Source organism: Entomobacter blattae (assembly GCF_014672835.1).
Taxonomy (GTDB): domain Bacteria; phylum Pseudomonadota; class Alphaproteobacteria; order Acetobacterales; family Acetobacteraceae; genus Entomobacter; species Entomobacter blattae.
In genome coordinates this window covers 954,111-972,954 of the sequence record NZ_CP060244.1, presented here as the reverse complement: position 1 = coordinate 972,954, position 18,844 = coordinate 954,111, and the positions used below count along the sequence as shown (strand labels likewise).

The following is an 18,844-nucleotide window of genomic DNA, read 5'->3' as shown; positions in this document are numbered from 1 at the left end:
CAAAGGGAAACATATCTCTGTCCAAGAAAGGAATTTTGTCATAAGCCATAAGCCATAAGCCAAGCATTAACCGCCTTTCCAGCTGTTTTGGTGGGATTTACCAGAACAAGTTAGCGGCGTAAGGGGAAAGACTCTTCCAAGAAATTTTTTAGGGAGAACGTTTTTTAGGAGAAGCTTTTTGGAAGGCGTTTTTTTTGGGGGATCACCCATAATTTTCAAACCTTGGAGGATGAGAACGGCGCCACCCCTCAAAACAAGACACTTGAAATCAAAACAAGACTATTGAAACAAAACTATTGAAGTGAAACAAGATACTTGAAGTGAAGGGCCTTGAGGGAGACGTTTCCAATATGAGTCTCTAGCCCAATATCCATCTCCAGAGCCTTTATTCCTCTATTGGCTGTTTCCTTAAAATGATCCAGCGAATATTTTTACCGGTTCACGCCTTAAAATTTCCCATTTTTTCAGGCATTTCCTTTATCATGGCTATGGTAATAGGATATAAGAGACCCAAGCATTATTCGATAAAGAGGACAACTCTGTGCTGCATCTTATGAAACTGGCCGTTGGTGCAACTTCTCTGGATGACATTGTAGCATGCCAGCACCAGCAAAAACTTTCAGCACCCACCACCGCAGAAGGTGCGATTCCCACGCCTTTTATCACCACCCGAAATTTTCCCCGCCGCCATGCCGAACTGCTGGATGGGGGCTCTTTATACTGGGTCGTGGGAGGGGCGCTCAGAGGGCGGCAAGGGATTGAAGATATTACCCATTACGAGCGCGATGATGGCCAAAAGAGCGTTCGCATGACCCTCTCCCCAGAGATCATTCCGGTTCTCCCGCACCCTATCCGTCCCTTTCAGGGCTGGCGTTATCTTGAAGCTGACCATGCCCCGTCAGACCTGCAATCCCCTACGGCCTTCCATAATAAGGGTCTTTCTACCCTTCCCGACCACCTTATAACCGAGCTGCAACTGCTATGCCTTTTATAAAATCCTCTTTCGCCCCGTTTTTTGCCCCATGGCCCCTATTTTTACGGCTGGCTTTCTGCTGCCTGTTTGCCCTTGGCCTGGCAGCATGCGGAGGAGATAGCGCCCGCGTAGGCAGCAGCCGCTTTAGCAATGCTCCACCTGATGGAACCAACCCCTATCCTCCCCCAGGGCCCCCCAACGACCCCTGGGGGCCCTATATCCAGGAAGCCTCTAGCCGCATGTCTATTCCTCATCAGTGGATTCGTGCCGTCATCAAACAAGAATCAGGGGGGTATCAATATATGGATGGCAGCCCCATTACCTCTTCCGCCGGTGCTATGGGGCTGATGCAGCTTATGGCTCCCACCTATGCCGACATGCAAGAGCAATATGGCCTTGGGGACGATGCCTACGAGCCACATGATAACATTATGGCAGGTACAGCCTATATCCGCAGGCTTTACAAAAAATACGGAGCACCCGCCTTCCTTGCTGCCTATAATGCCGGCCCAGCCCGGCTAGAGCGTTATCTTTATCAGAGCCAGCAGCTTCCCAACGAAACGGTAAATTATGTGGCCTCCATAACCCCTAATCTGGGAAATGACCTCCCCTTAAGCGGCCCCTTGGCCAGCTACGCTGGGCCTGATCAAACCGTTAGTAATGACTCCCAGGGTAGTGGAACCGCCCTTCCCCCCGTCTCTTCAGGCAGACGTTATGCACGCACAGCACAGGCACGCACTCAAACAGCCTATAATACAGCATCCACCTCTTCTTATTATAGAGCGATTACGGCAGCAAGCGCTTCTAGCTCTTCTGGGGGGTGTTATCACGATCCCAACAAGGCTTTCGACCCCGCACGATGCGACCCTTACCCCGTAACCACCCCAACGACCCAAGCCGCCAATTGCTACCACGACCCAAACAAGGCCTTTGACCCCTCTCGTTGTGATCCGCGCCCAGCGCCCCCGATCCAGCTCGCCTCTTATCAGCAACCCTATCCCCCCAACACAAGCCCCAGTAGGGGGATACGTTCAAGCCGTACATGTTACCGTAGTCATAAGAGCGACGATGATGCCCCAGACAATGATGCCTCAGACGATAATTCCCCCTGTGAAAACCCACCTCTTCTCGTAGGGTCCACGGCAAGAGCTGTTAAAACCAACCCCCTTCCTTCTTCCTCATCCTCCCAATGGGCCTCTTATACCCCCCCAGCCAACCCTCTTTCGCAGAAGCCCTCTGCCATGCGCCGTACGTCCTCTCCCACCCTGCCGACTTACAGCGCGCTGACCCAAACCCCTGTGCCTTATTCCCACGGGGAATGGGGGATTCAAGTGGGAGCTTATACCTCTCAAAAGCTCGCCCTCTCTTACACCACCAAAGCCCAACATACGGCCATGGCCGCCTTACAACAGGCCAGAAAAACCGTTCAACCCGTGCCCGGAAAGCCCCTTTATCGGGCCAGACTGACAGGGATAAGCCGCACCAATGCCGCAGCCGCTTGTTCTACTCTCAAACAAAGTGGACAACCCTGTATGATCCTCAGACCGGGAGATTAAAGCTGCTAAGGTTATAAAAACCTCTCCCTCTTTCCGTTCAAAAACCCCACTGGAATGGCACTGAACGTTAAAGCGCTAGGGCAAGTCCCCCCTAAAAGAAATACCAGGACACGCACTTCTTCCTCTGGCTCTTTTAATAACCTCTCTCACTCTCAGTTCAATTACAAAAACACAAAAGCCCATTACAGAGATAAAAAAGAACTGCATCAACCACGCATTCAAGAATTTCTGCCAAAAATTCCTGCGAGCCCCAGCTTTCCCCTCCCATTAAGATATTGCCCCCCCATACGGCTTAGCTCTTGGTCCATCAACACAATAAAACCAATGGTTGCAGCCGCCAAGATCAGCATTTCCCTCTTACCGCCAGTATGCAGGCTGCTGGGGTATCAACCCATTGGTTGCCTTCGCGGATCTGCCTGAAAACAGAAACCCTGATTGCATCAGAACGCAGCCTGCGGCTAAGAATATAGGCAGAAATGCGAAACCGCTCATTATGGGTAGCGGGTGGGGTGTACCAATCTGTTAGAATGACACCGCCTACGGCATCAGCTGAGGCAAACGGCATGAAGGAGAAGGTATCAAGTGCACCGCGCCACAAATAGGCTATGCCTAGTATGCGGTGTGCAAAGAGCAAAAATTAAACCAAGGCGTCTCATCTTTTAGGTCAATCTATACCCACGATCCCTAATAACTGACCCATGTACGACACCACCCATTCTAAACTGAGGAGTCCTTAAAGAACAAAATATCGGTTGTCATTTAAAGAATAAATTACTGGTTATCATTTACCGCTCTATGGTGGGCCGTTGGGCATCTCCCAAACACTTCAAAACACTCCCAAACAGTAGAAAACCAGCCACTATAAAAATTTTTTATTATACGCTATTCTTTTAAGGGTATTCAGCGCCAGCAGGCTCTTTTATAAAATGGGGTATCTTTAAAAACGTATTCCACCTATAAAGCTGGATATGGTGCCAAGAGGCCGAAGTAAGAGGGAATTAAGATATGAGTCGCCGTCATCGCGCAGTTAAGCGCGAGATTCTTCCTGATCTAAAGTTTGGAGATGTTGTTTCCTATGGCACACTTACCATTCTATTTCCTGCACAGAATAAAGGGAGGCTGCAAGACTTTTATGACTGAAATTTATAAACCTTTCCGGCCTCTTTCCTGCAGTTTGCCACAACTTTGCCAGCAGCGTTGCCAGACCCCGTCAAAGCCCCTGCCAAGGCGTATGGCCCATGTTCTGGGAAGCGCTATGCTGGGAGGGGTATTGCTCCTTTCCGCTTGCTCTGACGAGCCAGAACCCGATGAGCTGGCCCGCCCCACCAACCATCTCCTACGCGAAGATCGCTCAGCCAGTGGAGGCGATGATGCCCTTTCCAATGGGGTCAATGCCTATTTGTGGCGCGGTGCGCTTGATACCCTCTCCTTCATGCCGTTTGCCTCAGCTGATGCCGTAGGCGGTGTCATTCTAACAGATTGGTACACCCCACCCGCTACCCATAATGAGCGGTTTCGCATTTCTGCCTATATTCTTAGCCGTAGGCTGCGTTCTGATGCAATCAGGGTTTCTGTTTTCAGGCAGATCCGCGAAGGCAACCAATGGGTTGATACCCCAGCAGCAGCGACCACCGCTTCTGAAATTACCACCAAAATCCTTACCCGTGCCCGCCAGCTGCGCGCTGATGGCGGAGAGAGCGGAAACGATTAACCCCTCTCTGTAACCCTTCCTGTCGTGATTTTTCCTTTCCGCAATGCGCAGCTTATAGTAAAAAGGCTTTGCCATGCCTGGCAGGCCTTTTTTTTCGGGGCCAAACAAAGCACCCTTCTATCCTGACTTATCTGCCCTGCTGGTTTGCCAGCCCAAAATATCGAGAATGATTGAGGCCCTGCATGTCCGAAACGCTTCCCCTGTCCTATGATTTCCGTAAAATAGAAACACTCTGGCAAAAAGCCTGGGAAAGCAGCTCCCTATTTCAAGTCAGTGATATCCCCACTGAAGGCAGAAAAACCTACTATGTTCTTGAAATGTTCCCATACCCTTCAGGCCAATTACATATGGGGCACGTCCGCAACTATACATTGGGAGACGTGGTGGCCCGCTATAAACGCGCCCAAGGGTTTGAAGTGCTCCACCCCATGGGCTGGGATGCCTTTGGCCTTCCGGCTGAAAATGCTGCCCGCGAACGTGGAACCCACCCCGAAAAATGGACGTGGAACAACATTGCCACAATGCGGGGTACCTTAAAACAATTAGGTTTCTCCCTTAACTGGGAGCGCGAATTTGCCACCTGCCAGCCAGAATATTATGGCCAGCAACAAGCCCTGTTTTTGGATATGCTCGATGCCAATTTGGTAGAACGTCGCGAGTCCTGGATTAACTGGGACCCTGTTGACCACACCGTGCTCGCCAATGAACAGGTGATAGATGGCAAGGGCTGGCGTTCTGGAGCACCGATTGAAAAGCGTAAACTCTTCCAATGGTTTTTCAAGATTACGGATTTTGCAGAAGACCTACTAGACGGCCTACAAAAGCTGCCCCGCTGGCCAGAACGTGTATTAACCATGCAGGAACGCTGGATTGGCCGTTCAGAAGGGGCTCATGTTACCTTCCCACTGGTCAAACATTCTGGCCCGCTGGCCGAGCATTCTGGGCTTGCCACCTTGCCAGACAAAGCCATACAAGACAAAGCCATACAAGTTTTTACCACCCGGCCCGATACCTTATTTGGCATGGCTTTTCTGGCCATATCACCCGATCATCCCCTCACTCAGGCCTTGGCAGCCAATATCCCTGCCCTGGCTGCCTTTGTAGCGGAATGCCACCAGCTTGGCACTTCGGAAGAAGCCATTGAAAAGGCCGAAAAGCGCGGATATGACACGGGTCTTCGGGTAAAACATCCCTTTATGCCCGATGTCAGCTTTCCTGTATGGGTTGCAAATTTTGTGTTGATGGATTACGGCACAGGGGCTGTTTTTGGATGCCCTTCAGGGGATCAGCGCGATCTGGACTTTGCCCGGAAATATCGCCTGCCTTTCCGCCCTGTCATCCTACCGGAAGGAGAGACCGCCGCCATTTTCCAGATTGAAGAGAGTGCCTATACCGGTCTTGGTACCCTTTTTAACTCTGATTTTCTCGATGGGCTAGACGTTAAGGCTGCCAAGGCCAAAGCCATTGCCGAGCTGGAAAAACGCCATGTTGGCACCAAAGTCACCAACTGGCGGTTAAGAGATTGGGGTATTTCTCGCCAACGTTATTGGGGCTGCCCTATTCCCATTATCCACTGCCCTCATTGCGGGATTGTCCCCGTCCCCAAAGAGCAACTGCCAGTGACTCTCCCCGAGGATGTCACTTTTGATCAAGCCGGTAACCCGCTGGACTATCACCCCAGCTGGAAACACACCACTTGCCCCCGTTGCCATAGCCCGGCCACCCGTGAGACAGACACTTTTGATACTTTTGTCGATAGCTCCTGGTATTTCGCCCGCTTTACCGCCCCACACGCCTCTACCCCTACCAACCCAAAAGCGGCCAACAGCTGGCTCCCTGTTAACCAATATGTCGGCGGTATTGAGCATGCCATTCTTCACCTGCTCTATGCCCGTTTCTTTACCCGCGCCATGCACAAGACTGGCCATCTGGATAAGGATGAACCCTTCGAGGGCCTGTTTACCCAGGGCATGGTCAATCATGAAACCTATAAGGACATTCACGGCCAGTGGCTTTACCCCGAAGAGGTTAAAAGAACCGGTAACAATGCCATTCACTACACCACAGGTGAACCCGTCAGCATCGGCCGGGTAGAAAAAATGTCCAAATCCAAGCGCAACACCATTGCGCCCACCGCCATTATTGAGCGCTTTGGTGCTGATACCGCCCGGTGGTTCGTACTCTCCGATAGCCCACCGGAAAGAGATATGGAATGGACAGAGGCAGGGGTGAGCAGTGCGGCGCGCTTTACCCAAAGGCTTTACCGCACCGTGGCAGCCGTTGCCAATAGCACGACGAAAGAAGATTACACCCAGGACGTTTCCCCCACATGGGGCTCAGAAAAGGCTTTGGCCCTGCGCCAGGCCACTCACCGCACGATTGTCGCAGTAACCGAGGCCCTTGAGGAATTTACCATGAATGTGGCTGTTGCCCGTATTCACGAGCTGACCTCCCGCCTGGCAGAGGCCGAAAAAACCCCGACAGAAGAGGGTATGGCCCTAGCTCGCCGTGAAGCGGCCCTTACCCTGTGCCTGCTCTGTGCTCCCATGATCCCTCATCTGGCGGAAGAAATGTTCAGCCTGCTGAATGGCCATAGCAGTGCAACAGCCCAAAGCACGGTTACAGACTTTGCCGCAACCCAACCCTGGCCACAGCCAGACCCAGCACTGCTCGTGGCCAGCCAGGTGACCATTGCCATACAGATTATGGGCAAACTCCGTGGAACACTGACCGTACCCCCTGATACAGACCCAGAAACACTCATGCAGCAGGCCGAGGCCGACCCCCATGTGGCCAAGTTCCTGGAGGGGAAAAAAATTGTCAAGCGCATCCATGTCCCCAATCGCATTATTAATTTTGTTGTAGCAGGGTAATATGCCTTTTTTTCGTATCTTCCAAAAATCTTCCCCTGTTCTTCAGGGTGCACTTTCCGGTAGCTTTCTTTTATTCAGCCTCTCAGCTTGTGGCTTCCAACCGCTTTATAATGGACAAAAACAGCACGAGGTTTCTGCCAAGCTACGCGATGTTTATGTGTCCAGCATTCCTGAGCGATTTGGCCAGCAAGTAAGGCTTTCCCTCCAACAGAATCTGGCGGGGAGTGGGCCTGAAGACCCCCACGGCTACACGCTCAACGTCTATCCTGGAATCTCTTCCGAAGCCATTGGTATTAACCAAGATAACACCTCTGGGCGCACCCGCTCCATCGGCACGGCCCGCTGGGAGTTGCTCACCATCAGCAATAACCCCGTCAAGCTGGCAGAAGGCAATGCCACAACTATTGATGGCTACACGGTAACCTATGAGCAAAATATTGCTCAAACCCTGAACGATGAAACGGTTAAGGGCCGTATTGCCAAAAATCTGGCTGATGAAATTACCCAGCAATTGGCCACCTGGTTTAACCTGCACGAAACGGATTTGGCTAAACAGGAAGCCGATGCGATAAAGGCCAAGGAAAAAGCAACCGCAGCAAACCAGATAGAGACGACCAACAAGCCTGAGCGCCCCCGTTATCTGATTTCAGGCATGGTTCCTGAAGGGGGGTCGGGTTCTGCCTATCAAGAGGCTGGCCCTGATGGCTTACCCGCCATGGCAACAGGGCGTACGTCTTATAACCCATTGGATACCAGTGCCATTAATCAGCTCCATAATTCTGAAGATATTGGCACACCCTCCTCTTCCACCACTCCATAATTCTCTCCCTTGAGTTCTCTCACTTGACCACAACCCTTTCATGAAAATTGCTCCCCATTCTATCAAGACGATCCTGAAGGATCCTGGCACTCTGAGGGCTATTCTTCTGTATGGAGAAGATCGTGGGTTGATCCGCGAACGGGCCAAAACCCTGGTGCAGGCGATACTCCAGCAGGAGGATGATCCTTTTCGGCTCGCCATTTTAGAAAAAGAAACCCATAGCCGCCTATTGGAGGAATTTTCTGCCCTGTCGCTGATTGGAGGCCAAAGGGTTGTATGGGTGCGCGATACAGCCGATACTCTAACTCCCACTATCAAACAGGCCCTGGCTATCAACAATGAGACCCTGTTGATTCTGGAAGGACCTGGCCTAAATACCAAAACCAAGCTTAAGGCCCTGCTGGAGGCAAACCCTATTGGCGGCTGTATTGGCTGTTACCCGAGCGAGGGAAAAACACTTGAACGCACTGTTCAGGACATGCTCACCGAACAGGGGTTACACTGTAGTGAGGAAGGGGTTGCATGGCTTATACACAACCTTTCTGCTGACCAGGCCAGCCTACGCCATGAAATTGAAAAGCTTACCCTTTATGCGGGTATGGAGAAAAAGCTTACTCTTCAGGACATTCAAGCTTGTATCGAACCGTCCTCCACCCTTTCCCTTGAAGAGGCTCTCTTTTCTGCTACAGCAGCAAACAGATCCCAAGCAGATACGGCCATAGAAAAAGCCTTAGAAGAAGGCACGCAACCCGTAGCCATTGCCCGAGCAACCCTTAACCATTTTCAACGTTTACTGAAAGTCAAACTGGCCATAGAGGAAGGAGAGCCGTACCCAACAGCGATAGCCCAGCTCAGGCCCCCTGTTTTTTTTAAACGCAACGAAGCTTTTGCCCAGGCCATTAGAATTTGGGCTACCCCAGCGCTTAAGAAAGCCCTTAAAAGAACCTGGCAACTTGAGTTAGAATGCAAGCAAGGGATCGCTCCCCCTGAAACCCTTGCCCGCCGACATATGGCGTTTTTATGCCACCTTGCCCAAACCCAGAAAAAAGCTGCCTATCAATAAAGCTACCCATAAAAGATCGTGGGTCATATTCAAAAGAACCCAGCTTAACAGGGTCTAATGGTTCATTCGAACGAGGGGTTAAGACCCGTTTAATAGGCAGTTTGAACCGTAACATCACTCCTTTAGGCTCAAACGGCTTTCCCAGATACTCGTCTGCCCTCGCCGCTAGAAAGAATAGACCAGACTAAATAATAGACCAGATTAGTGTTGCGTGCACTCTCGACCTTGAGACGGCCCATTTTTCTACTCATAGTGCTCTACCTTATTCCCTGCCTTGTAGACAGGTTATTGCATCTACAGCTTTTGCCGGCAACAAAATAGGTTTCATTTTCCTAAAGAACAGAAAAATCAGCAGACCTACTTCCACCTTTCTAACACCTCTTTTACGGCATGAAAACAAGGCGACAGCGAAGGAAGCTGTTATTGAAAAAACGGCAAAGGCTCAGCATGAGCAAGCCATAGGCGAACAATTAATAAACCGTTTGGAAAATGCCTTGGAGAGAATTGCTTATTCTCTTGAGAAGAAAAAGAAACTGAGTGAGTATAATGGCTCAGAGGGGCAAGACAGCCCTATAAAGCATGAAAATGTAGAGAGTGTGTCTGCCAGTTTGGATATGCTTATTGCCCAGATACGCGAAGTTTTAGACTATGTCGAATCTGACTCTTCTTTAAACACACCAGATTCACAAGGATAGAAGAATGGGTCAGGTGACCGTAAAAATTAATGGATACGCTTATACTGTTATTTGTGAAGATGGCCAAGAGCAGCATCTACAAGATTCCTCTCTGGAAAAGCTGCTCTCCAACACGCCAACCTCCGTTGAAATGTTTCAAAATACAAAGGAAAGCATCTCCATTCGGCTTGATGAAAGACATAAAACCAGCCGCTACCTTACTGGATTGCTGAGCCTTTAGCGCATTCCACCAGAGATTCGTCCCAGAGACTTGCCCCAGAGATTTACCTAGGAAAAACCCTTATCAAAAAGCCTGTATAAACTTTATAAAAAAGACAGGGAGCTTTTTCTTTCCCTCTTGCCCTTAACTCCTAACTGGGTTACACACAAAAACGTGTCTGCGTAGCTCAGTAGGATAGAGCACAGGATTCCTAAAATAATTGGGCACTGCCGATGGAAACATCGATGGTGAATCTGCTCAAAGTCGGGGAACACTTCAGCTTAAGGCTATGTCAATCCCGAGCCAAGCCCTGCTTGTTGCAGGGAAGGTGTAGAGACTGGACGGGCAGTACCTAACGCCCATTTGGGCTATGGTGAAGGGACAGTCCAGCCCACAAACATCTTTTTTCAGATGGTAGTGAAAACTATAGTGGGATGAATCCTGGGGCCGTGGGTTCGAATCCCGCCGCGGACACCATTAAGAACATACAAAATAATGGTAGATCAGTGTTTTTCATAACACTATCATAATAAACCATTATAAAGTCCCCTTTCTATCTTACAGCGAGATTTACTTAATACCTCGCATGCTGCAGGTATCGAATAAGTCTTTCTCTGTATAAAAATCTACAAAAGTTGTATTTTTATAAGAGTACAGTGCATAATCAGGGGTTGTAAGAATTTTTTTTGCCTTATGAGAATTCTTCATTTCCTTTATCGATTCACAGATCTTCTCTGTAGGGCCTATAATGGCCTTTTCAAGAAAAGGATAAATTTTAAAGTTCGATAACCACAAAAGATGCTGTTCTCCAAAGAGATGTGCCAACAAGGGAGTTTTTTTGAGCATAAATTGGCTTGCTGGTGCCAACGGAAGCGCGTTTTGCGCAATGAGCTGGGTATTGTTTACCAGGGCAGGGTTGTGCGTAACGTCATAATGAACATTCGAGATGATCATAGTGCTATGTCGATCTTGAAAATGTAAAAAAGCACCGTAACTATAACTGAAGGAAAAACACAGCAAGGCGAATAGGGAATATAGTCCTATATATACCCCTTTTGACATCGTGCTAATGATATATAATGCCAAGAGCCAAAGCCCACTTGTACCAATCAGCAAGCGCTGTGCATAAGGTTCATAGGGAAGTAAAAGACTTGGCCCTTCAGCGTTTAACATAATAACACCAAAGGCGATAATCGTTACGAAAATACCCCATAGCCAAATAAACAGGACTTTGATCGGTTGTTGAGTGATTGTAAGGGCTCGTACCAAAAGACTAAGCAGGACAAGCCCAATACTAATAGAGAAAACGGTAGAAAAATTGGGGTAAAAAACAAGCCTGATATTGTCAATGACATGGAAAAGATTGGGCCAGACATTGTGAATATTCAGTAAGGTACGCCCCGTGACCTGCGGAAAAATTCTAGTGATCGTGACTTTATAGGCCAAGAGGAGAAGAAGGGTAGCTGCCAGATAAAATATGATTTTTACAAGGAATTTGGCTTCAAAACGCAGCTGTTGCGCCATGAAATGTTTAACTGTGATAAAAGTGGCCAAACTTGCATAAAGGCCAAGTGCGGGCTGGTAAGAATAGAGGATAAACCCGATGCCCAACATATTCAGCCAGAAGAAACATAAGGGAAGAATCAGTGATGTGGCAGCGAAAATAGCAGCACAACTAGCGAGTGTCATAGGCAGACTATCGTAGCTGTATGACATATTCTGCAAATAGAAGGGGTTGAGAAAGAGAAGGGAAAGGAGGGAAAGGGAAAAGAGAGTGATCTGCCCAAAAATTTCTTGTGCAGCCCAAAATGTTGTCCCTGCCATAAGGCCAACAGCAAAAAGCTGCGGGAAAGAAGAAAGATAAGCACCATCTGACAAGGTGAATAAATTAATCGATAATTTACTTAAAACTCGCCCTTCATCAACCCAGAATAATTGACCGACATAATGGCGTATATTATCATCACGATAAAGAGCATCAGGCCTAAAAAGAGACGCATATAAAAAATAGAAAAATAGAAAAATTGTAAGACCAGCAACCGGTCTGGAAAGCGGGTGGTGAAGAATATTGCAATATTTGCGTCTCATCAATGCTAGACCTAGTTTATAAAACATAAAAACACGTTAAAACAATTTTATATATCGATTGTACCATCGAAATAAGAGTACCTCTTACGATTAAAAAATTTTAATCTTCGTATCCACCAGTAAAAAACGGGTGTGATTTTTTGTTTTATTATTATTGATTAAGCAAAGCGGTTCATCTCGGTCTCTCTCCAACGGAGTACCTGCGCACCCATACGTTTTGCCGTATTCACGATTTCTTTCGTGCTGGTATCAAGGACACGATGATCGTATGCCTTAAGACGAATGCGGATGTTTTGGTTATCCATCTTTCTGTATCTGTCCAACTAATTTTTTCGGAGATAAAAGTACTATTCCGTAATATACAGACTTTTATATTAACTGCTGTTTAGATTAAAAGTAGATAATCACTCATATTTTTTATTAGTTTCTTGCTAAAAATTCTTTAATTATTTTTTCAAGATGAGCATTCTATTTCATCAAATTATCTCATCAAGAAGAGCAATATCATGCTGCCCTTTATGATGCCACTGGTCCGGATGCTTACGGTGTGACCTTTTTCAAGATCTTGAATTTCTGCTCATAAATTATTTCTTTCTTTTATTTTTTCCTTAGTCTGCTCATGGACTTGACAATAAGATAAGAGGCTTGTCCTGTGCTGTTTTTATCTCTTTGGTCATTTTATGAATATCTGAAATAATGTTTTCATTCACCAGAATATGACGTGTTTTTGGATCATGTAAAATGTATAGACAAGCTTGATAGGAGTTTTTTCTTCAATCATTTTTTAAGGTTATGATGTATTTCTGTATTGATCATAATATACTCCTTAATTTCTTTGATAATGACAATAAATAACCACCATAACTGTATCTATTATTACAATACTGAAGATATATATTTAGAAATATAAAACTCTCTGAGAGAGACGACACTCTTCTTCTTAAGAATGGATAAGCCCAGTAAAATTGCAATATAAAATTGCAACAAACGTCTTTGTAAGAAAAGCTGAAGCTGCCAATGCAACGAAAAAACACATCAACAAGAACACTTCATCAAACAAGCAACAATATTCCGTAAAAACGAAAGAGAACCAGCCCCTACAGGCAAGAACAATATCGTTAACAACACGAGAGCTGTCAAATGACGGAATAAGGCTAACTGCTTACTTTCTGCAAGGCCTTCAAGTGGTTCTTTTTCAATGACCATAGATTTCCCTGCAGTAATGCAGTTCGCAGTTAAGTTGGCGAGAGATACGCGTTCATTTAAAAGCTGGTTCTGGTTTTATCCCCAGACCCTCTTTTAAATTAGGAATTGTATTTCACGCGCCCTGTTGGCATTATGCCTCACAATATCTTTTTCTTCCCACAGCAAATACCCCAGATCATATGACCCCCACCACCCCCTCGAAAACTGAACTTCTTAGCCCTGCTGGTACATTAAAAGCGATGCGTTATGCCTTTGCCTATGGGGCAGATGCTGTTTATGCGGGCCAACCCCGCTATAGCTTACGTGTACGCAACAACGAATTTACCCACCAGACTCTTAAAATCGGCATTGATGAAGCCCATGCTCTGGGAAAGCGCTTTTATGTTGTGGTGAATATCGCCCCTCATAATGCCAAGCTCAAAACCTTTATTAAAGACCTAGAGCCAGTGGTGGCCATGCATCCTGATGCCCTTATTATGTCTGACCCGGGCTTGATTATGATGGTAAGAGAGAGTTTTCCAGAAATGGCTATTCATCTTTCTGTCCAGGCTAATGCCGTCAACTGGGCCTCTGTAAAATTCTGGAAACAGATGGGGTTGGAAAGGGTTATTCTCTCGCGGGAACTTTCCATTAAGGAAATTGAGGAAATCCGCCAGAATGTGCCTGATATTGAACTAGAAGTCTTTGTGCATGGGGCTTTGTGCATGGCCTATTCTGGGCGTTGCCTGCTTTCGGGGTATATCAACCACCGCGATGCTAACCAAGGAACATGCACAAATGCCTGTCGATGGGAGTATGGAGTAGAACAAGCCACAGAGAATGAATTAGGGGAAATTGTAAGCCTCCCCGCCAAAACCCCGCCCACCTTGGGAGAAGGCCCCGCCACAGAAGATGTTTTTATTCTGCGTGAAGGCCGTCGCCCCGATGAGGAAATGACAGCCTTTGAAGATGAGCACGGCACCTATATCATGAACTCGAAGGATCTGCGGGCGGTTCAACATGTGGGCCAGCTGGTGAATATCGGGGTCACATCCCTAAAAATTGAAGGCAGGACCAAATCCCATTATTATTGTGCCCGCACAGCCCAGGTTTATCGTAAAGCCATTGACGATGCCCTTGCTGGCCGCCCCTTTGATGAAACCTTGATGGACACCTTGGAAGCCCTAGCCCATCGTGGCTATACCGAGGGCTTTCTACGCCGCCATAGCCACGATAAATACCAGAACTACCAAACCGGCTCTTCCGTTTCGTTAAAGCAGCAATTTGTTGGCGAACTGACTGGCAAGCGTCAAGGCGCACTCGCAGAGGTTACGGTTAAAAACCGCTTTTGCATGAACGACCAGCTAGAACTTATGACCCCTCAAGGCAATATCTCCTTTACGCTTGATGATATGGAAAATAAAAAGGGGCAGAAAATTGATATTGCTCCAGGAGACGGCCATACGGTGTATATTCCTATTCCTCCTGGGGTTTCCCTCTCCTATGCGTTGCTGATGCGCTATTTAGCCCCCTCTCCTTTGGCGGCCAACACGGCAGATCAGCACGTAGATAATAGCATAGTTGAAAATGCAGTGAGTGAGCCACCCCCATTACCCCTATGAAACACGTCATCCCCAAACGGCGAACCAAAGCAGAGCAGATAATCCATAAGGGTATCCCGACCTTTGATAAGTTCATGCTCCCTATTTTACATCTTTGTGCTGAAAAAAAGACATCGACGATGCAGGAACTCATTAAAAAGGCTGCCGATATCCTGCATCTTTCTGAACAGGAACGCAAAATCCTGCAGCCAACAGGCACAGCAACTGTTGTTGCCTCACGCGCCGGCTGGGCTAAAACCTATCTAAAAAAAGCAGGCCTTGTTATCCAGCCTGCCCGTGGAATGGTTAGCATTACCCCGGCCGGAAAAAAGCTGCTGGAAGCCAACCCAAAACAAATTACAAAATGGGATTTAGCTCACTATCCCAGCTTTAGAGAATTTACAGAAGCTGGATCTTCAACAAACCCATCAGAAGGGGCAAAAGAAGAAAAGATCACCGACACAGCGGAAATCACACCAGATGAACAAATTACCCAAGCTCTTACAGCCATTCATAATGAACTTAAGGACCAGCTGATTGAAAATATTCTGCAACAGTCCCCTGAATTTTTTGAGCGCCTCATCATCAATCTTATTTTAGCTATGGGCTATGGCAGCTCTCAAGAAGATGCCGGCCAGCATATCGGCGGCAAAGGAGATGGCGGGATCGATGGTGTGATCAAACAAGACGAGCTCGGTATTGAACATATCTATTTGCAAGCCAAACGATACAGTGCTGAAAATAAAATTACTGCTGAGCAGGTGCGCGGTTTTTTAGGGGCCCTTCAGCTCAAACACGCAAAAAAAGGTCTTTTTATTACCACATCATCCTTTACAACCGATGCACGGGAGACAATAAAAAATGTTCCCCATATTGTTCTCATAGATGGCCAACAACTCTCTACCCTTATGATCAAATACAATATTGGGGTTCGTATTATTCAAACAGTAGAAGTTAAAGCCCTCGACCAGATGTACTTTAACCCCGACGCCGCCATAACAGAATAAGCCCGTCTCCTAGAATCAGCAAACTTCACCGTAAGGGAGCGGTTTTCATTCTTCTCCTTCACCCCAGTCCCCAAGATCATGCCCCCCAGGACTATGCCTCAGAACTACGCTTCAGAACTATACCTCAGGATCACGCCCCAAGGTCATACCCACCAAGCTCTGTTTTCCGCTCTCCCCATGAATATCAGAGATACAAGCAGCCTACCAAAGCCCCTTTATCCCTTTTCTGCCCTTTCATCGCACAGTCCATGCTGACTTATTTCCTATCAAGATAAAAGCCATTCCCTGTTTTGAGGGAATGGCTTTTAGTGGCGCTATGGATCAATGCTGATTAAGCAGAGAGTAAATAAAAATATAATACCCCAATAGCAGCCCCTGTAGTGCCTAATATGGTTTCTAGCACAGTCCAGGTTTTAAGGGTTTGGGCTTCTGTGGCACCGGTAAATTTTCCAAAAAGCCAAAAGCCTGCATCATTAACGTGCGAGCATACAATGGCCCCCCCGGAAATACAAATGGCCAAGGCAGCATATTGTGCCGGCGAATAATTCATTTGCGTTAACACAGGCATCATCAACCCGACAGTCGTCAGACAAGCCACGGTGGCTGACCCCTGAATAATCCGCACCATAGCTGCAAGAATAAAACAGGCAATAGCAATAGGCAGCCCAGTCCCCAACAGAGCTGCGCCAAGAGCTTTCCCCACCCCTGAATCAACCAGAACTTGTTTGAAAACACCGCCTGCCCCTGTGATCAGCAAAATAATCCCTGCAGGCTGAATAGCTGCAGCACAAGCGGCCATGGTTTGCTGGCGGGTCAGGCCATAACGCGGGGCCAAGCCATACATCACCACTAAGCAGGAAATCAGTAAGGCAGTAAAGGGATGGCCAATAAAAACCAGCCATTTATCAAGAGTTGTGCCAGAGGCTACCAAACGAGAACCAATTGTCTTTAACCCCACCAACACCAGGGGTAATAACACCATGGCCACACTAACGCCAAAAGAGGGCTGTTTATCCCGCGCAACTTCAGCCCCAACGGTTTCATCTTCTACAGTATCAAAGGTAACCACTTTGCTGATCACACTCCCAAAGAGAGGCCCTGCAATAATCATGCCTGGAATGGCTGCTGAGATCCCAATAATAATCAACCAGCTGAAATCAGCATTCAACTGGGAGGCCAATAACATGGGCACTGGCCCTGGCACCAAGAAGGCAGCAGCAGAAGCAATACCCGCAAAAAGCGAGACCATCATTTTCACCAAGTTCCCCTGGGAATGACGAGCAACAGCAAAAGCAATCCCAATCAGCAACACGACGGCAACTTCAAAAAACAAGGGAAGAGCACAAATTAATCCCGCAACCCCAAGGGCAAAATGGGCCCGTTTGGTACCAAAAAGGCGCATCAGATTAACGGCAATTTCATCAAGGGCCCCACTCTCATGCAGGACTTTCCCAAACATCGCCCCCAAAGCCACCACAATGGCCAAAAAGCCCAAGGTGCTTCCCATCCCCTTTTCCATGGTGGCACAAATTTGCTCCAACGGCATGCCCGAGAACAAACCCGCACAGATGGAAACCAAAATCAGGGCCACGAAGGCATGCATTCGCACCTTCATAACCATAAATAATAAGAGTACCACCGAACCAACTGCGGTGAGTACCAAGGTTAAAGTATTCATAAAAAACCTCTTATTTCTGGCAATTTCGCCTAATAGGCAGAGACCCAAAGGGGCTTTCCCTTCAGCGATGCCTTTCCAGCATGAAAACACTTAAAACAGGGCGATTTTGCCGCGCTGCGCTACGGAACAAGTGATTCTCCTGTACTCTCAGCATGGGTAATGCCCTGGTTAAATACGCTCTTAAAAGATACAATTCTCAAATGTTATAAGTAACCGATGGCCTTTTGCCAATGCCCAAACCCCTATATTCTTATAGCTGGCCCTGCGGTTAGGTTGAGCCTAGCGCAATACTGCGCATATTCAAATAGCTGTGAGGCCCAATAAGGGTTTATCTTTTGACTATTCTCTATTAATCTTGTTGGACTGTCGTAATTTTATCTTATTCAAAGATGGGTCATTATCTTTTGAGACGGCCTGGTATGATTTTTTGAGACCGCTTGATATGTGATTTCCAAAAACTCTTGTTCTTTACAACTAAAAATTTTTTACAACTAAAAACTCTTGTTTTTTACAAAATGCGAACAAAGGCAAACTTCCTGCTCTACGAACCGTTACAAGCTTCATAAAACCTCAATTATAAGAGAGGCCATTTCCATGAGATTTACAAACAAAGTTATTATTGTTACCGGTGGTGCCAGTGGTATTGGCAAAGCCTCGGTAGAGCAATTCTGCACCGAAGGTGGCAGTGTTGTTATTGCCGATAAAAACCGCACCGAGGGCGAGGCCCTGGCCAAAAACTTGCAGGGCAGGGAAAGAAAAGTTTCCTTTTTTGAGATCGACGTCACAGACGAGCAGCAAAACCGTAAACTACTAGAGCATACCCTTTCCTATTTTGGGCAGCTGGATATTATTTTTGCCAATGCGGGTATTGCTGCAGATGGCCCCATTGCTGAACTTTCCCTTGAGCAGTGGCAAAAAACCATCGATATTAATCTTACCGGTGTCTACCTTCTTAACCGTGTTGCCATAGAATACTGGCTGGAGAAAAAAAGAGAGGGCGTTATTGTGAATTGTGGCTCTATCCATAGCTGGGTTGGCAAGTCTGGCTTGACAGCCTACAGTGCTGCTAAGGGGGGTGTAAAATTGCTCACGGAAACCCTAGCTATTGATTATGCGGCCAAAGGGATTCGGGTTAATGCCGTCTGCCCTGGTTACATAGAAACCCCTTTGCTGTCCTTCCTAAAGCCAGAAGAGAAGGAAAAGGTTAAAGCCATGCATCCTATTGGACGACTCGGCAAACCCGAAGAAGTTGCCAATGTGGTAACCTTTTTAGCCAGTGATGAGGCCAGCTTTGTCAATGGAGCCTCTATTCTTGTTGATGGGGGATATGTCGCCCAGTAATTTTTCTGGAGTTTCTCGCCCCTCACCCTCTCCCAACCTTCTTATCGCTTAGGG

12 protein-coding genes and 3 pseudogenes are annotated in these 18,844 nt (G+C 47.4%); 11 read left to right on the top strand and 4 right to left on the bottom strand.

Annotated features, from left to right (window positions below):
* The first annotated feature begins 541 nt into the window (after positions 1–541).
* Entirely contained in the window at positions 542–994 is a 453-nt protein-coding gene (locus JGUZn3_RS04380) for a DUF1489 family protein (RefSeq protein WP_203414476.1), read from the top strand.
* Positions 982–2,529, top strand: a complete 1,548-nt coding sequence (locus tag JGUZn3_RS04375; protein ID WP_203414475.1) for a lytic transglycosylase domain-containing protein — start codon at positions 982–984, stop codon at positions 2,527–2,529. Before JGUZn3_RS04380 ends, JGUZn3_RS04375 begins: the two co-directional genes overlap by 13 nt.
* A gap of 373 nt (positions 2,530–2,902) precedes the next feature.
* Here the strand turns inward: JGUZn3_RS04375 and JGUZn3_RS04370 are convergent.
* A pseudogene (locus JGUZn3_RS04370) lies at positions 2,903–3,133 on the bottom strand (DUF3576 domain-containing protein); the annotation flags it as partial.
* Between the two features lie 401 nt (positions 3,134–3,534).
* Between JGUZn3_RS04370 and JGUZn3_RS04365 the strand changes: the two are divergent.
* The 6 genes and pseudogenes from JGUZn3_RS04365 to JGUZn3_RS04340 form a co-directional block, all read left to right on the top strand.
* Positions 3,535–3,600, top strand: a pseudogene (locus tag JGUZn3_RS04365) (30S ribosomal protein S7); the annotation flags it as partial.
* Positions 3,601–3,784: 184 nt separating this feature from the next.
* Entirely contained in the window at positions 3,785–4,240 is a 456-nt protein-coding gene (locus tag JGUZn3_RS04360) for a DUF3576 domain-containing protein (protein WP_408871765.1), read from the top strand.
* 182 nt (positions 4,241–4,422) lie between these two features.
* Positions 4,423–7,113, top strand: coding sequence for a leucine--tRNA ligase (leuS, locus tag JGUZn3_RS04355; protein WP_203414474.1), 2,691 nt, complete (start codon positions 4,423–4,425; stop codon positions 7,111–7,113).
* Between the two features lies 1 nt (position 7,114).
* The gene (gene lptE / locus JGUZn3_RS04350; protein ID WP_203414473.1) at positions 7,115–7,933 is read left to right on the top strand and encodes an LPS assembly lipoprotein LptE; all 819 of its coding nucleotides are present in this window, start codon (positions 7,115–7,117) and stop codon (positions 7,931–7,933) included.
* Positions 7,934–7,973: 40 nt separating this feature from the next.
* Complete coding sequence (gene holA / locus JGUZn3_RS04345) at positions 7,974–8,996, top strand: DNA polymerase III subunit delta (RefSeq protein ID WP_203414472.1); 1,023 nt, start codon at positions 7,974–7,976, stop codon at positions 8,994–8,996.
* Between the two features lie 699 nt (positions 8,997–9,695).
* Entirely contained in the window at positions 9,696–9,911 is a 216-nt protein-coding gene (locus JGUZn3_RS04340; protein WP_203414471.1) for a cell division protein ZapA, read from the top strand.
* 549 nt (positions 9,912–10,460) lie between these two features.
* Here the strand turns inward: JGUZn3_RS04340 and JGUZn3_RS04335 are convergent.
* Together JGUZn3_RS04335 and JGUZn3_RS04330 are read right to left on the bottom strand one after the other, a co-directional pair.
* Entirely contained in the window at positions 10,461–11,978 is a 1,518-nt protein-coding gene (locus tag JGUZn3_RS04335) for a glucosyltransferase domain-containing protein (RefSeq protein ID WP_203414470.1), read from the bottom strand.
* Between the two features lie 197 nt (positions 11,979–12,175).
* Positions 12,176–12,283: pseudogene (locus JGUZn3_RS04330) on the bottom strand (30S ribosomal protein S10); the annotation flags it as partial.
* Positions 12,284–13,363: 1,080 nt separating this feature from the next.
* On the opposite strand from JGUZn3_RS04330, the gene trhP reads away from it, so the two are divergent.
* Positions 13,364–14,785, top strand: coding sequence for a prephenate-dependent tRNA uridine(34) hydroxylase TrhP (trhP, locus tag JGUZn3_RS04325; protein ID WP_203414469.1), 1,422 nt, complete (start codon positions 13,364–13,366; stop codon positions 14,783–14,785).
* Positions 14,782–15,771: a restriction endonuclease gene (locus JGUZn3_RS04320; protein ID WP_203414468.1), complete on the top strand. Its 990-nt coding sequence runs from the start codon at positions 14,782–14,784 to the stop codon at positions 15,769–15,771. Before trhP ends, JGUZn3_RS04320 begins: the two co-directional genes overlap by 4 nt.
* A 331-nt stretch (positions 15,772–16,102) precedes the next feature.
* On the opposite strand, the gene gntU is transcribed toward JGUZn3_RS04320, so the two are convergent.
* A complete protein-coding gene (gene gntU, locus JGUZn3_RS04315) occupies positions 16,103–17,449 on the bottom strand; it encodes a gluconate transporter (protein WP_203414467.1) in 1,347 nt (448 codons plus the stop codon).
* Positions 17,450–18,043: 594 nt separating this feature from the next.
* Between gntU and JGUZn3_RS04310 the strand changes: the two genes are divergently transcribed.
* The gene (locus JGUZn3_RS04310; RefSeq protein WP_203414466.1) at positions 18,044–18,790 is read left to right on the top strand and encodes an SDR family NAD(P)-dependent oxidoreductase; all 747 of its coding nucleotides are present in this window, start codon (positions 18,044–18,046) and stop codon (positions 18,788–18,790) included.
* The last annotated feature ends 54 nt before the right edge of the window (positions 18,791–18,844 follow it).

Coding starts and splice junctions, on each gene's coding strand:
- lptE (WP_203414473.1), top strand. CDS start 7,115: ATGCCTTTTTTTCGTATCTTCCAAAAATCTTCCCCTGTTCTTCAGGGT.
- JGUZn3_RS04335 (WP_203414470.1), bottom strand. CDS start 11,978: ATGAGACGCAAATATTGCAATATTCTTCACCACCCGCTTTCCAGACCG.
- JGUZn3_RS04360 (WP_408871765.1), top strand. CDS start 3,785: ATGCTGGGAGGGGTATTGCTCCTTTCCGCTTGCTCTGACGAGCCAGAA.
- JGUZn3_RS04320 (WP_203414468.1), top strand. CDS start 14,782: ATGAAACACGTCATCCCCAAACGGCGAACCAAAGCAGAGCAGATAATC.
- JGUZn3_RS04375 (WP_203414475.1), top strand. CDS start 982: ATGCCTTTTATAAAATCCTCTTTCGCCCCGTTTTTTGCCCCATGGCCC.
- holA (WP_203414472.1), top strand. CDS start 7,974: ATGAAAATTGCTCCCCATTCTATCAAGACGATCCTGAAGGATCCTGGC.
- trhP (WP_203414469.1), top strand. CDS start 13,364: ATGACCCCCACCACCCCCTCGAAAACTGAACTTCTTAGCCCTGCTGGT.
- JGUZn3_RS04340 (WP_203414471.1), top strand. CDS start 9,696: ATGGGTCAGGTGACCGTAAAAATTAATGGATACGCTTATACTGTTATT.
- gntU (WP_203414467.1), bottom strand. CDS start 17,449: ATGAATACTTTAACCTTGGTACTCACCGCAGTTGGTTCGGTGGTACTC.
- leuS (WP_203414474.1), top strand. CDS start 4,423: ATGTCCGAAACGCTTCCCCTGTCCTATGATTTCCGTAAAATAGAAACA.
- JGUZn3_RS04310 (WP_203414466.1), top strand. CDS start 18,044: ATGAGATTTACAAACAAAGTTATTATTGTTACCGGTGGTGCCAGTGGT.